The organism is Pseudomonas sp. Tof1 (genome assembly GCF_055390395.1).
The window spans coordinates 169,254-184,372 of the sequence record NZ_AP024344.1; the positions used below are offsets into that span (position 1 = coordinate 169,254).

General features: G+C 66.0%; 8 protein-coding genes. All 8 read left to right on the top strand.

The annotated features are described in order from the left end of the window. Positions 1-10 precede the first annotated feature (10 nt). The 8 genes from ACZ5KU_RS00775 to ACZ5KU_RS00810 all read left to right on the top strand — a co-directional run bounded on the left by ACZ5KU_RS00775 (position 11) and on the right by ACZ5KU_RS00810 (position 15,065). A complete protein-coding gene (locus tag ACZ5KU_RS00775) occupies positions 11-661 on the top strand; it encodes a hypothetical protein (RefSeq protein WP_054057376.1) in 651 nt (216 codons plus the stop codon). Between the two features lie 165 nt (positions 662-826). Beyond that, complete coding sequence (locus ACZ5KU_RS00780) at positions 827-1,462, top strand: hypothetical protein (RefSeq protein ID WP_054057377.1); 636 nt, start codon at positions 827-829, stop codon at positions 1,460-1,462. A 252-nt stretch (positions 1,463-1,714) separates the two neighbouring features. Then, the gene (locus ACZ5KU_RS00785) at positions 1,715-3,226 is read left to right on the top strand and encodes a YdgA family protein (RefSeq protein WP_464736722.1); all 1,512 of its coding nucleotides are present in this window, start codon (positions 1,715-1,717) and stop codon (positions 3,224-3,226) included. Between the two features lie 188 nt (positions 3,227-3,414). After that, complete coding sequence (pgaA, locus tag ACZ5KU_RS00790) at positions 3,415-5,895, top strand: poly-beta-1,6 N-acetyl-D-glucosamine export porin PgaA (protein ID WP_464736723.1); 2,481 nt, start codon at positions 3,415-3,417, stop codon at positions 5,893-5,895. Between the two features lie 12 nt (positions 5,896-5,907). After that, positions 5,908-7,905: a poly-beta-1,6-N-acetyl-D-glucosamine N-deacetylase PgaB gene (pgaB, locus tag ACZ5KU_RS00795; protein ID WP_464736724.1), complete on the top strand. Its 1,998-nt coding sequence runs from the start codon at positions 5,908-5,910 to the stop codon at positions 7,903-7,905. A 4-nt stretch (positions 7,906-7,909) separates the two neighbouring features. Next, positions 7,910-9,259, top strand: coding sequence for a poly-beta-1,6-N-acetyl-D-glucosamine synthase (gene pgaC, locus ACZ5KU_RS00800; RefSeq protein WP_464736725.1), 1,350 nt, complete (start codon positions 7,910-7,912; stop codon positions 9,257-9,259). A gap of 2 nt (positions 9,260-9,261) precedes the next feature. Beyond that, the gene (pgaD, locus tag ACZ5KU_RS00805; RefSeq protein WP_054061359.1) at positions 9,262-9,777 is read left to right on the top strand and encodes a poly-beta-1,6-N-acetyl-D-glucosamine biosynthesis protein PgaD; all 516 of its coding nucleotides are present in this window, start codon (positions 9,262-9,264) and stop codon (positions 9,775-9,777) included. A 71-nt stretch (positions 9,778-9,848) separates the two neighbouring features. Continuing rightward, positions 9,849-15,065 (top strand): dermonecrotic toxin domain-containing protein, encoded by a 5,217-nt coding sequence (locus ACZ5KU_RS00810; RefSeq protein ID WP_464736726.1) that lies wholly within the window; start codon positions 9,849-9,851, stop codon positions 15,063-15,065. Positions 15,066-15,119: the final 54 nt, after the last annotated feature.

A 15,119-nucleotide genomic window follows, 5' to 3' on the forward strand; every position in this document is an offset into this window, starting at 1 on the left:
TCAGCAGAACATGGATTCCGATACCCTTTCGGTAGTTTGTACGGTCATCAGCATCATCGCCTCCGGTGTTATCGCCTGGTGCGTCTATCTCATCCAGAAGCGTGATGGGGAAATGAAGGAGACGATCTCGGCGCTGGACAGCCAGCGGATCGAGCGGGGACTGGAGCTCCAGCAGTTGAACGCCTTGCGCACCGCGTTGCTGCGAAATCAGCAGGATATGCAGACCCGGATGCTCGAAATGCAGGAGTGGCTGGGGCATCACATCAAGGAGCAGGTGGAAGACCTGCTGATGACGGAGCGCCATCCAGGATTCTTTGCCTCTGAAGACGTGCTGGACCTGACTCCACCGCGACCTGCCGCGCAATCGGATATCCCCCGGCTGGGTGAGCTGCGTCTCGATTCGCGCGTGATCAAGGCGGGCCAGACGGTTGGAGTGCTGTTCCGGGTCGATGATGACGGGATCAACTTCCCGGTCCCCCAGGGGGTTCTTGTCCGGTCGGGAGGGAAGGTGATTCCGGTTGATGGGACGTCTGCCAAGTACATGCACTGCCAGGTGCTGATACCTGCCGATTCCGGCCACGAACATGAGCTGGAGTTCGTCATGAAAGACGCCGCGAGCAATGAGAACACGCAGAAAGTTCTCATCCCCGTGTGTGCGTGAACCCACTTCCGGCCCGGTAGAAGAACTTCGGACGAACGAGCGTCGGTCGTCCGTCGATACGCCAAGTCCATTGCTATGCTCTGAATTAGCGGCTGGCCGCCGCTGGTTCGGGGCTTCGGGTGAATCCCCTGGCGCGGCCGGCGTGGCCTGATGGGGATTCTAATAATGAAAAACCCTTATGCTCCCGGTTTCTGGTGTGCGGTAGTCGCCCTGGTGCTGCTGTCGGCGGCGTACTTCTATGGCGTGATGCTCGCCCACCAGATCGACAAGGCGCTGGTGTTCCTCGACAGCGTCTGTGCCCTGATCGCCGTGATGTCCATCGTGGTAGTGGCCTGGGCCAGCTACCAGACCCAACAGATCAGGAAGCGACAGTTGTCGCAGAGCAAGACTCTGGTGCTGGTCTGGGACACCAAGGTTGCCCTGCGCCGGGTCGAAACCGTGTTCGACCGCTATTTCTGGGGCAGCTACTGGCAGCCCGGGCGGACTTTCCAGGAGGTCATGGGCGAGCTGACCGGCACGCCGCTGGAGAAAAGCCTGGAGACCCTCAAGAGCCAATGCCTGAAACTCGACCGGGAAGTGGCCCACGACGAGCGCCACTGGCTGAAAAACGCCCGCGAGCTGGCGGACGTGGCCAGCGCCATGGCCCGTGAGCGCTATCAGCTGGACGTCTGCGACCCGCGTAACGACTCGCCGGACGGGGTGGTGATCAACCGCGACTTCGAGGTGCTGGTGTATACCTGGACCGCCCGGCTGAAAACCTTCGATCACCAGTTGGACGAGATGGAACTGCAATACTCCTGAGTCTTCGCCCGTCCGTCACCGGGTCTTCGGCCCGGGGTTCATCCACCGTCGCCCGGCGTGTCCGCCGGGCGAGCGGTATCTTTGCGTGCATTTTGCTTTCTGCGTCACATGCCGAGGCGAGGTCGGCAGGTGCGTCCATCCTGGTGCAAATGCTACTCTGCGCGCTTTCGGGGCGCCGTCGAGCCGAACCCGGTCAAGGGTTCAGGGAAGACCAGCATTTTTCAACACAACGGATATCTGATCGGGTCATTCATGAATAAATCAGCAGGCTTGCTGTTGGGGGTTGTCGTCGTGGTGGGTGCCTTGAGCACCGCCGGTGCCTGGTACACCGGCAATCAGCTGGAAGGAGCGCTGAACAGCTCCATCCAGGAGGCCAACGCCCAACTCAAGACAGCCCTGAACAGCGGCGGGGCGAATGCGAGCATCGAACTGGTGTCGCTGGAGCGCAACCTGTTCACCAGCACCGCGCACTACCGGCTCAAGCTGCAGAACCTGCAACTGAGCGAAGAGAACCAGGACATCGAGCTGCTGTTCGTCGATCACATCGAGCACGGTCCGCTGCCGTGGTCGCGCCTGAAGTCGTTCAAGCTGGCGCCGGTGATGTTCAACAGCAACTACGAGCTGGAGAAGAACGACCTGACCGCCAAATGGTTCGATGCCGCCAAGGGCGCCGCACCGCTCAAGGGTATGGTCGCGCTGGGCTACGACCGTTCGGTCGACGGCAACATCGAACTGATCCCGCTGGATTTCGCCCCGGACGACAAGAGCACGGTGAAGTTTTCCGGGCTCAACCTGAACGTGGCCGGCACCGCAAAGGGTGCGAAGATCAAGGCCAACGGCTACATGGACAGCGTGAAGATCAACGGCCAGTCCGAAGAGGACGGCCCGGTGTCGGTCGAACTCGGCGGTTTCACCGTGGCCAGCGACCTGACCCGCAGCGACTTCGGTTTCTACCTGGGCGGCAACACCCTGGAGCTGAGCAGTGCCAAGGTCACCTATGGTGAGCAACCGGTGGTGGTGACGGTCAAGGACTTCGAACAGAAAGACAACCTGGAGGCCAACGGCAACGTGCTGTCCGGTCGTCTGGACTACACCGTCGGCGACATCGGCTACAACGGCAAGTCGGTGGGCAGCGCGAAACTGAACCTGAGCGCGAAGAACCTGGATATCCCGGCGGTGCGTTCGCTGACCGAGATGTACCGGGCCGAACTGAAGGCCATGCAACAGGCCGCCACCCAGGGTGAAGACGCCCCGGCGGTGCCCGAGCTGAGCGCCGAGCAGCAGATCAAGGCCCAGGCCGACATCAAGAAACTGCTGGCCGGCAAGCCGCAGATCGCCGTGGAGAACCTGTCGTTCAAGACCGCCAATGGTGAAAGCCGCTTCAACCTGCAGGTGAATCTGGACAACCCGTCGTCCACGCAACTGCCGCCGCTGGAACTGGGCAAGCAACTGGTTTCGCAGCTGGACGCCAAGCTGTCGCTGTCCAAGCCGATGATCGCCGACCTGGCCGGCGTACAGGCGCTGCTCGAAGGCCAGACCGATCCCAAGCTGATCGCCCAGCAGGCGTCGATGACCAGTGAGATGGCCGGAACCATGGCGTTGTCCACCGAGATGGCGACCATCGAGGGCATGGATATCGTGTCCAAGCTGCACTATGCCGCAGGCCAGGTGGACTTCAACGGACAGAAAATGCCGGTGGAAGACTTCATTGCCCTGATCATGTCCAAGGCCGGTGGCCTGGGCGGCGCGGAAGCGGCCGAGTAACGTTTCGAACGCGGCATCGGCCGTCCTGGCCGATGCCCTTCCACTCTGGATCCTGCCCCGTTTTTTTCGTCTACCCTTCCTGAAAGACAGCGGAACCATGGGTTCCGCCTGCTGTCATGAGGCCCCGTCCTGCCCGTCTGGAACAGGCGGGAGCATTGGACTCCGGCTGCCTTCGGGAATTGGACGATATGCCGCGTAATACCCTGTTCTGCCCAGGCGGCAGATTGCGCCCGTTGCTCGGTGTGGCGCTGTGCAGCCAACTGCTGTGGCCACTCGCCGCGCAGGCCGATACCTCCTACGATCAGCTGATCCGCCAGGCCCGTGACGGCAGTTATACGCCGGCACTGACGTTCCTGCGGCAACTGCCGGCGACCCGGCAATCGGCCGGGCAGGTCAGCGACCATCTGCAGATCGCCAGCTGGGCCGGGCTGGATGCCGAAGTGGTCAGCGTCTACGAAACCCAGGGCGTGCAGCGCGTCCTGCCCTCCCAGGCCCTGGGCGCCGTGGCCCGGGCCTATCGCAACCTGAAACGCTGGGACGATGCCGAGCGCCTGTATCGCCGGGCACTGGAGCGCGAACCGGGCAATATCGACCTGCAACTGGGGCTGGCGGTGACCGAGGCCGATGACGGCAATCCCCAGGACGCGATACGCCGCGCCCGCGAGCAGGTGGCACGGCGCCCCGGCGACCCGTCGGGCCACATGGCGCTGGGTTATGCACTGACCCGCTCGGGCGCCGACAGCGATGCCCTGTTCGAATACGACCAGGCCTTTGCCCGCGCTCCGGACAAGCCCCAGGTATTGCGCGAATACGTATTCGCCCTGCAACGGGCACGCCTGCCGGAGCCGGCCCTGCGCCTGGCCGAGCGGCATCCCGGGCTGCTCGACGCGGCCGCGACCCGTCGTCTCGAAGGCGAACTGGCCGCTGAGCGGGTGCGCCTGGCGGAACGGCCGAGCCGCACCGAGCGGGAGCGTTTTGAGGTGGCCGATCGGGCCCTGGCCGACTACGACCGGCTGTTTGCCACCTGGTCGGCGGACCCGCAGGCCCATGACGACCTGGTGCGCTGGCGCATCGACCGTCTGGGGGCGCTCAAGGCCCGTTCGCGTAATGCCGAGGTGCTGACCGAGCAGCAAAAGCTGCTCGATGACGGCGTGACGCTTCCGACCTACGCCCAGCGCTGGGTGGCGGCGGCCTACCTGGCGCTTCGGCAGCCGGAGAACGCGGCGCAACTGTACCGTCAGGAGCTGGCGTCACCCGATGCCGATCCGGCCGACCGGGTGGACGATACCTCGGCACTGGCCTACGCCCTGATCGAAAGCGATCGGCCGGAAGAGGCCCTTGAGGTCGCCGAAAACCTGGCCAGGACCACCCAGGCCCGCCTCGAGCTCAAGGGCCAGCCCATCGGCGTACCCAATGACGAGTGGATCGACGCCCAGCAACTGGCGGCGCAGATGGGCCAGCACAACGGCAACCTGCCCGCCAGCGAGCAGGGTCTGGAGGCCCTGGCGAGCAAGGCCCCGGGCAACGTCAGCGTGCGGGTTGCCCAGGCCGACACCTATCTGGCCCGTGGCTGGCCACGACGTGCCGAGGCCCTCAACAAGGAGACCGAAAGCGTACTGCCACGCAACCTGGGCCTCGAGCTGTCCCAGGCCAATACCGCCCTGGCGCTGCAGGAGTGGCGCCAGCTCGATGTGCTGACCGATGACGTCGTCGCGCGTTTCCCGGAGAACCAGCAGGTCCAGCGCCTGGCACGGCAGCGGGAGGTCCACGACATGGCCGAACTGCGGGTCGAGGGCTACACCGGCCGGAGTTTCGGGGGTGGCAGCAGCGGCGCCGGCGCGGTCACCGGCAGCCGCGACTATGGTATCGAGAGCGTGCTCTACAGCCCGCCGATCAGCGAAGACTGGCGGCTGTTCGCCGGCGCCGGCTATGCCTTCGGCCGTTTCACCGAAGGTGATGCCCGGCGCCGCTGGCAGCGGCTGGGGGTGGAAAACCGCTCCCGCGACATGACCCTGCAGGCGGAGATCTCCAACCAGTCCTATGGCTATGGCAACAAGCTCGGCGCCCGGTTATCGGCCGCCTTCGACATCGACGATCACTGGCAGTACGGCGGCAGCCTCGAACGCCTGGCGGCGGCGACACCGCTGCGCGCCCTGAAGAACGACATCAGCGCCAATTCGGCCAGCGCCTTCCTGCGCTGGCGGGCCAATGAAAGCCGCGAATGGAAACTGGCGATCACCCCGTCGCATTTCAGCGACGGCAACCATCGCACCGAATACCTGCTCACCGGGCGCGAGGGCCTCTACAGCACCGCCCACGTGCAAGTGGACCTGGGCCTGGAAGTCGGCGCCAGCCACAACAGCAAGAACGAGGACGTGCCGTACTTCAATCCCAAGTCCGACTTCAGCGTGCTGCCGACGGTGAATATCAACCATGTGCTGTACCACCGTTACGAAACCCAGTGGAGCCAGCAGTTCCAGGTCGGTGCCGGCAGCTACAGCCAGCGCGATCATTCCACCGGTGCGATTGCCCTGCTGGGCTATGGCCAGCGGGTGATCTGGAACGATGTGCTGGAGGCCGGGGCCAACCTCAGCTGGATCAGCAGACCCTATGACGGTGAACGCGAGCGCGACGTGCGCCTGCTCCTGGACCTTACCTACCGCTTCTAGCCGAGGTGGATGATGCTTCTGATCACGCGTTGCGTCCTGTTGCTGGGAGCCTTGCTGGCCGGAGCCTGCGCGCAGGCTCCGGCCGAGTTCGTCGCGCCGGCGCAGCGGCCGGTGCCGGCCAACGAGGCGCCTTGGCCGAAAAACCACTTCCTGAGCCTGACCTACCACGATGTCCAGGACCGCGACCCCGACCAGGAAGTCGTCGCGGTGCGCACCGAACGGCTGGTCGACCAGTTGGCCTGGTTGCGCGAGAACGGCTACCGGCCCGTGAGCGTGGATCAGATCCTGGCGGCGCGCAACGGCGGCCCGGAGCTGCCGCCAAAGGCGGTGCTGCTGACCTTCGACGATGGCTACTCGAGCTTCTACACCCGGGTGATGCCGCTGCTGCGCAGCTATCATTGGCCGGCGGTGCTGGCGCCGGTCGGTGTGTGGATCGACACCCCGGCGGACAAACCGGTGGATTTCGCCGGCCAACTGCGCCCGCGCTCGCAGTTCCTGACCTGGGCCCAGATCCGCGAAGTGGCGGCTTCCGGGCTGGTGGAAATCGCCGCCCACACCAATGCCAGCCACCAGGGCGTGCTCGCCAACCCCCAGGGCAACCTGCAACCGGCGGCGGCGACCCGCCGCTACGACGCCAAGACCGGCCGCTATGAAAGCGAGGCCGAGTTCCAGGCGCGCCTGCGGGCCGACGTGCAGGCGATCTCGGCGAAGATCCGCGCGGCCACCGGGTACTCGCCACGGGTCTGGGTCTGGCCCTACGGCGTCGCCGATGGCACGGCGCTGAAGGTGATCGAAAGCCAGGGTTACCAGGTCGCCCTGACCCTGGATGACGGTATCGACAGCCTCGATCAACTGTTGAACAGCCCGCGCCTGCTGGTGTCTTCCGACCCGGATCTGGTGCACTTCGCCAGCAGCGTCGTGGCGATGCAGGACCACGTGCCGATGCGGGTGGTACATGTCGACCTGGACAATGTCTACGACCCGAATCCGGGCCAGCAGGAAGCCAACCTCGGCCGGCTGGTGCAGCGCATCGCCGACCTGGGCGCCAGCACCGTGTTCCTGCAGGCCTTCGCCGACCCGACGGGCGACGGCCTGGCCCGCTCACTGTACTTCCCCAACCGGCACCTGCCGGTGCGTGCCGACCTGTTCGACCGGGTCGCCTGGCAGTTGCGCACCCGCGCCCATGTCCAGGTGTTCGCCTGGATGCCGGTGCTCAGCTTCGCCCTGGATGAAAAGCTGCCGCGGGTCAGCCGCTGGGACCCGGCCACCGGGCAGGTTGCGGTCGATCCACAACAGTATCGGCGCCTGTCGCCGTTCGACCCCGAGGTACGCCGGGTGGTCGGCGAGATCTACGAGGACCTGGCCCGGCTGACCTCGGTCGACGGCATCCTCTATCACGACGATGCCGTGCTGTCCGACTTCGAGGATGCCAGCCCGCAGGCGCTGCGGATCTACGCCGCCGCCGGTCTGCCGGGCAGTATCGGTGCCTTGCGCGACGATCCGGCCACGTTGCAACGCTGGGCGCGTTTCAAGAGCCGCTACCTGATCGACTTCACCCATGAGCTGACCGCCAAGGTCCGGGCCATTCGCGGGCCGCAGGTGCAGACCGCGCGCAACCTGTTCGCCGAACCGGTACTGAACCCGCAGAGCGAGGCCTGGTTCGCGCAGAATCTCGATGACTTCCTCGCCAACTACGACTGGACCGCGCCGATGGCCATGCCGTTGATGGAAGGGCAGAGCGAGCGGCACGCGGCCGACTGGCTGCAGGCGCTGGTCGACAAGGTCGGACAGCGCCCCGGTGCCCTCAAGCGCACGGTGTTCGAACTGCAGGCGCGGGACTGGCGCAGCCAGCCGGCGCAGGATCTGGACGGCGAACAGTTGGTGCAATGGATGGGCCAGCTCAAGCGCAAGGGCGCCACCAGCTTCGGCTACTACCCGGACAACTTCCTCGATGGCCGCCCAGCCGTGCAGGTGGTGCGTCCGGCACTTTCCAACAAGTGGAATCCTTAAGATCATGATGGATCGAATCGTGGCACTGATCGTCCTGGCGCTCGTCCTCGGTTTTCCCCTGGGCGTGATTTTCCTGGTCACCGGGCAATTCCTGATGGACTTCGTGTTCTTCTACCCGTTGTTCATGTCGGGCCTGTGGATGGCCGGTGGCCTGTACTTCTGGCTGCACTGGGAGCGGCACTGGCCCTGGGAGGCCGATACCCTGCCACCGCCGTTGCCGGGCGAGCCGCTGATCTCGATCCTGATCCCCTGCTTCAACGAGGGCGACAACGTTGCCGAGACCATCGACGCGGCGCTGGCCCAGCATTACCCGAACATCGAAGTGATCGCCATCAACGACGGTTCCAGCGACAACACCGGGCAGATGCTCGACGAGCTGGCGCTGCAGGACCCGCGCCTGCGGGTCATTCACCTGGCGCAGAACCAGGGCAAGGCGGTGGCCCTGAGCATGGGCGCGGTGGCGGCTCGCAGCGAGTACCTGGTGTGCATCGATGGCGACGCGCTGCTGGCGCCGCATACCGCCGCCTACCTGGTCGCACCGTTGCTGCAGAACCCGCGGCTGGGCGCGGTCACCGGCAACCCGCGGATCCGCACCCGCTCGACCCTGGTCGGGCGGGTCCAGGTCGGCGAGTTCTCCTCGATCATCGGCCTGATCAAGCGCACCCAACGGGTGTTCGGGCGGATCTTCACGGTCTCCGGGGTGGTCTGCGCCTTCCGCCGCACGGCGCTCGACCGGGTGGGCTACTGGAGCCCGGACATGATCACCGAGGACATCGACATCAGCTGGAAGCTGCAGCTCGATCACTGGAGCGTGTTCTACGAGCCTCGGGCGCTGTGCTGGATCCTCATGCCGGAAACCCTGCGCGGGCTGTGGAAGCAGCGGCTGCGCTGGGCCCGGGGCGGGGCGGAAGTGCTGTTCAAGAACGTGCGCAGTATCTGGCACTGGCGCCATCGCTACCTGTGGCCACTGCTGTTCGAGTACTGCCTGTCCACCGGCTGGGCGTTCACCTTCGTGCTGTCGATCATCTTCTACTGCCTGGGCCTGTTCATCGAACTGCCGGAGGCGATCAACGTGCAGCGCATCCTGCCCCCGGCCTTTACCGGGTTGCTGCTGGCGGTGGTCTGCCTGGGGCAGTTCGCGGTCAGTGTGCTGATCGACCGCCGCTATGAACGGGACCTGTGGAAGATCATGTTCTGGGTGATCTGGTACCCCCTGGTGTTCTGGCTCATCAGCCTGTTCACCACCCTGGTCAGCTTTCCCCGGGTGCTGTTCGGCCAGGCCGGCAGGCGGGCCCGCTGGGTCAGCCCGGACCGGGGCATCAAGCCGTTCGATGGCGACAAGCAGAAGGTGTGAGCATGAAAATCATCAAGACCCGCCAGCATCCCCTGATGGTGCTCATCGATACGCTGGTCACCCTGTTGGCCTGGGCCGGCCTCCTGTATCTGCTGGTCGAGGGGCTGTGGCCGATGTTCGACGGCCACGCCGGCCCGCGCATCGATATTTCGTTCTTCAAGGCTCTCGACACCCTGCAGATCTACCTGTGGGTGGCCTTGCTGAATGCGCTGGTGCTGATCGCCTGGGCCCGTTATCAGCAGCGCAAGAGCCGTGGCTTTGCGCAACGGCGCCTGGCCCCGCCGGTGGTCGGCGACGACGGGCTGAGCCGCAGCTTCCGGTTGAGCGAGGACAAGTTCGCGCGAATGCGCGAGTCCGGCTCGATGATCGTGCACAACGACGAGGACGGCGGGGTGCGCGAGGTGATCACCCATCTGTATCGGGTCGAGCCGGGCGAGCAGCCTTCGCCCCTGGCGCCGCCGGCGCATCCGCATGTGATCCGCCTGCCGTCGGAGGGGGATGGCAAGCCGCAGGGCTAATTATCTAACGCCTGGACCTGGCAACTGGCGCCTTAGGCTTTGCCTTTTTTCATGGAAAAGAGGGAAAGCTCATGGAGAGCCTCCAGCAGGACCCGGCCAGCACGGCTCGGGCGGCGGTGTTGCCGGTGCCCGACAACCTGCTGCTCAAGCGTTTCGAAGAGCGACTGTTCAAGCACCTGGCCGCTTCGCGGCATCCCAGCCTGTCGCTCAATCGGCTCCAGGCGGCATTGACGCGCGGTCTCGATAGCCAACGCGAACTCGGGCGACTGCTGGAGCGGGCACCGCAGATCGATGTCGTGCTCGGGCAACTGCTGCGCGAAGCCTTTGGGCATGATCCGCAGCGCCTGCTGTTCAGCGCTCCTGCGGGCCGGGAAAGTGGGCAGACGGAACGCAGCCTGATACAACTCGCCCTGTCGATGTTGCGCAATCCATTCCTCTCCCTGCAAACGGGAACGCGGCTGACACTGGCTGGCGAGCCGGACAGCCCGTTGGCACTGACACCCGATCAGATCCTGGCACGCCTCCAGGCCTTGGGGCTGGCCTCCAGCATCGCCGCCAGTCTGCTCCACTACTGGCAGCAGCCGGCGCAGGGCAGCCACGTTTCCCGCCGGGAGCGGCTGGTCGAGCTGCACAAGCGGCTGTTTCACGACAAGGTGTTGCTTGCCCATGGCCTTGGCGTGCTGTCCCCGGCGGCAACGGCAATGCTGATGGGCCTGCTGGACACACCGTCGGCCCAGGCCCGGGCACTTGCCGGCGGGCGTTGGGCCAAACTGGCGGTGTCGGAACTGGTCTGGCCGGGTGTCGGCCAGGTTGCCCCCAGGCTCAGTGGCGCCCTGCACCTGTGGAGTTCGGGCAGCGAGCTGTCCGGTCGACAGATCGTCTACGTACCGGGGGTGGCCGAGGAGTTCTTCGAGTTCGCCAACCTGGCCGAACTGCAGCGCGAACTGCCAACGCACCTCAATGCGCCGGGCAACTATTCAGCCTGGCAGCTGCTGCCGCTGCAGGAACGTCACCAGCTGTTTGCCCCGGCGGATCCTACCGCCCTGCCTTATGGTTTCCTGGAATGTGCGCCACTGGCCGACGATGCCCTGGCCCACAGCGCCCTGGCCCGACTGGAAACGCAACTGGCCAGCGAGTGGGCCGCTGCGTTGCAGCTCAATACGGCCCGCCTGTTGCCGCAGTTGTCGACCGACAGCGCAGGCCTGGAACCCTTGCAGGCCATAGAGGCCATGCAGCAGACCCGTGGCGCGTTGGCCCACCTGCCGGCGATTCGCCCGCTGCTCGCACGCCTGCTGCGCAGTGATGAACGGCACGGGATGCTGGCGATCACCTTTGGCAGCCTGGCCGCCGACATTCCCCTGCGTCTGCGGCAAGGCAAGGTTCGCGAACAGGAGCGCGGCCTGCTCAAGCTGTTCGAGCAACATGCAGGCTCGCAGCCCAAGGCGTTACTGGACGATCATGAGCCGTGGCTGCGGCAGGTGGCCCGTGTCCGTGAACTGCTGCGGGACCGTGACAGTTATGCCCGGCCAGCATTCTGGAGCGGCAAGGACGAGCAGGGTGTCGAGCTGACCGACAGGCTGCTCGATGGTCACTGCCAGGCCCTGTTGCATGAGGCGCGGATGCAACGGCAGCTCGGGCTGATCGAGCAACCTGAGCTGGAGCGTCTGCTCGATGTCCTTCCGGCTGCGTCGCGAACGGCGCTCGATACCCAGGTGGCAGGCATTGCGGTGGGACCTGAGGATTCGTCCTGGGCGCTGACCGGGGCCTGCATCATCACCACCCGTCAGGCCCTGGCGGATCCGCAACTGAACACCGCGACATGGCTGTTCGTGCCAGGCCGGCTGGGTGGCCTGGCCGTGTTCGTCAACCTCGAAAGCCTGTCGCAGCAACTGGGCCTGACCCTGCTCGACCCCGAATGCGAGACCCTTTGGCCGCTGATTGCCCGTGACCGGCGCGGCGCGCTGCGCGACTGGCTGCGTCAGTTGGCTCCAGGGGCGCGGGTGCCCGTGCATTACCGGGTCATCGCCGCGGATGCCGTGCGGTACGGGCTGCGACAGCAGATCCGCGAGCACCTGCGGCTCTGCCAGGCGATCGAAGGCGGGCTGCGACCCTTCTCGGAAATCGGCGATGCGCGCAGCTCGTTGCAGATGCTCGCCCATGAGTTGGAGCAGAGCCTGAATGTCCCGGAGCATGACGCCCGTGAGCAGGCGCTGGAGAACATCGCCGCCCTGCAACTGACGGCGGCCCAGGCCCGTGAGCTGCCCGCCTGGCTGGCGCAGGCGACGTTCGGCAGGCGCCAGCAGTACGCTCGCCTGCTGAGGTCCTGTCAACTGAGCGCGCAGGCCCTGACCCGGCGCCTGGAACAGCGTCTGCCGGACCTGGATGACTTCGCCCGCGGGAAGCTCATCGAGCGGCTCAGGCAGGACGGCCTTCATCCGGGCTTGGAGATCGACAAGCCGTTGTTCGACCTGCCCGACAGCGTCGAGCGGGTGTGGGTCGGGCATCCCGAGAATCCGGTCGGAGGGGCCGGCCCGAAGACGGTGGTCAGCGAGCAACGGCACCGCTACAGTTTCCTGCAACTGGCCCTGGAGAACCTCGACCCGCAAGCGCCCGGCACCCGACTGCGGCTGCAGCAGGGGCGGATCCTGGACTCCGCGTGGCAGCAGCGCCTGACGCCGGACTACCTGATCTCGACCATCTCCGCCCTGGACCTGGGCGGGCAGTACGACACATTGATCCAGCAGGCTTTCTACGGTGTCGACGACCCCCGCGGCGAAGCGGTGCCGGCCTTTGAGCGGGCACTGCTGGATCGTCTGGTTCGCCAGCGGGCTCGCCTGGAACTGTTCAGCGCGCGACAACAGGGGCTCGGTGAGCAGGCCGCGCGGCTGTTCGAACAGGCCCTGAACGACACACCTGTCGCGAACCCGCGCCACGACGCTCCGGCACCGGAGTTGTACTTCATCACCTTCGCCGGCCGGGCCTTCGCCAAGGCCCGGCATGTCGGCAATGCCGTGGCGATCCGCGACAGGGTGTCCGGCATGACCGTGGTCTACCTGCCGGGGGCGCCCCATGCCCAGGTGCTGACCGAGTACCCGGATCTGCTGGCGGCGCAGCGGGCGCTGGTCGACGGTGGGCAGGCGTTGCAACGGGCTGGGGATATCGCCCAGCGCCTGGCGGTGGGCTGGGCGGCAGAGGTCATCGCGCAGTACCCCGCCGAGCGGACGCCTGCCATGGCCTGCCCGGACGCTGGCCTGGCGCCGGCGACGACCGCTGCGCTGGCCGAGCCGCTGTTGACGGCCAGACCTGGCTGGCTGTTCAAGGTCATCCGGAGCTGGTGGAACAGCGAGGTGGAGCAGCCTTTTCCGGGACCCGAGGCGCTCAGGCAGGAAGTCCTGCGCGAGATCGGGCAGAATCCCGGGCATTGGCTGCGCCTGGAGAAGACCCCGCGTTCGGACCTGGCGCTGATCCTCGCCCACGCCCTCGTGCTGCAGGCGCAGCAGCGCGCCAGGGTGGTCTCGAACTCCAGCTGGCAACTGGCGCAGCAGCGCGAGGTGCATGAGCACGAGCAGCGCACGGCGTACTGGCTGAGGGTGTTGTCGGTGGTGCCGATCGCCAGCATCGCCGTCGACGTCCACGATAGTGCCGCGGCCTTGCGCCGGTTCTCCCGCAGTGGTGATCCGCGCGATGCGTTCGAGCTGTTCAAGGCGGTGCACATGACCCTCATCGATGTCGCCCCGATCGTCTATCCGCTGGCCGCAGGCGCCCGGCCGGCACGGGCCGCCCTGGGCAACTGGGCACGGGCGGCGCTGAGAAGCATCGGTCGGCGCCGCACGTTATATGGCAAGGGCGCAGCCGCGCTGAAAAGGCTCGATGCGGGCAGCCGTCCCGCACCGCCACTGCCGGGCTATGCGGCGAACATCGCCGGGGATGATGGGGTACGCCTGCACGGCCCGACCAACGCCGGCAGCCAGGTGAAAAACGGCGTGCAGTTCATCAGCGACGGCGTGCATCGCTATGAGGTCTACCGGCCCAAGGGCGAGCAGGTCCTGCGCCTGAAGCGCACGGCCGCACAGCCGAACGAGTTGATCCTGTACATCCGCGAGTCGGGTGAGCACCTGTTGCGTGCCGACGCCCCCGAACCGCAACCGGGGCCCAGTCGCAGCCCTTTCCACCGGCCCTGGGAAACGAGGCCGAGCCCCGCGCCGGCACCTGCTCCGATGTTGCGACCGGAGTGGATGAGCCGCCGTCCGGCCGTGTCATCCACGCACTGGAGGAACTGGGGCCTGGCACTGGCCGAGGACGAAGTCGTGGAGCTGCCGACAGGCCAGGACCTGTACCGACGGCGGGGCAGCGATGCCCGCCTGTTGAAGCTCGACGATCGTTATTTCGAACTGCTGGCCGATGGCTCGGACATCGAGCCCGAGATCGTTTTCATCAGGCGTCCTGGCCCGTTGGCCGATCTGGCGCTGAGCGAATTCGAGCATTGGTGGTCCCACCTGGACCAGCAGCCGATCCCGGTGAGTTTCGACCCACGAACCGGCATCTGGACGCCACGCGCGCCCTTGTTCGACGCTCCCGGACGAGAGCTGCTCGAACCCCTCACCAGGCGCATGACCGCGGACAGCCGGGTCCGTACGCTCAATCGACTGATCGAGCGTTCCGACACCGGCGGCGGCACGGCAGTCACTGCCAGCCGCATGGTGGCGCTCAAGCGCACGCTGGAGACCTGGGGTACCCGGGGGGTGGACCTGCATGTGCTGTTCAGGGAGCTGGACGGCCGAACTGCCCGACGGCTCTTTCGTATCGGTCTGCCGGAGGGGGAGGCGGGCTTTTCCCGACTGGACTTCGAGCCTTCCCACGTCATCAACCCGCGCTTTTTCGATGTCGAGGGACGGCACCGCGTCATGGACCTGTCCCTGCACGCCGAGCGCGCCGTCAAAGACGTGCTCCTGCGCCATGGTTTCGTGGTCAACGAGGTACCCAAGGGCCGCTCCTTCATCTCGGTCAACCTGGAGTGCACCCACCCGGGTTCCGAGCACCGTTACCTGCTCCTGCTCAAGTGGACCGGTACCGATGCCCTGGAGCTGTTCCGTTCCCGGGGGGCACCGCTGCAACTGACGGATGACTGGCTGCGCCGGCTGGTCGATACCCGTTCGATCGGCTACAGCGAGAGGCTGCGACCGGCCAGGGAGGCGCTGGAGCAGGGGCGGCTGGTGAAGCTGGTCGCCGGTTTGCAGCGGGTGCCGGATTCGCAGCGGATCGTGGTGTTCTTCATTCGAGTCGCCTAGATGGCTGAGCGCTGTCGGTACCCTGAAAACAAAAATGCCCCGGATCGACGATCC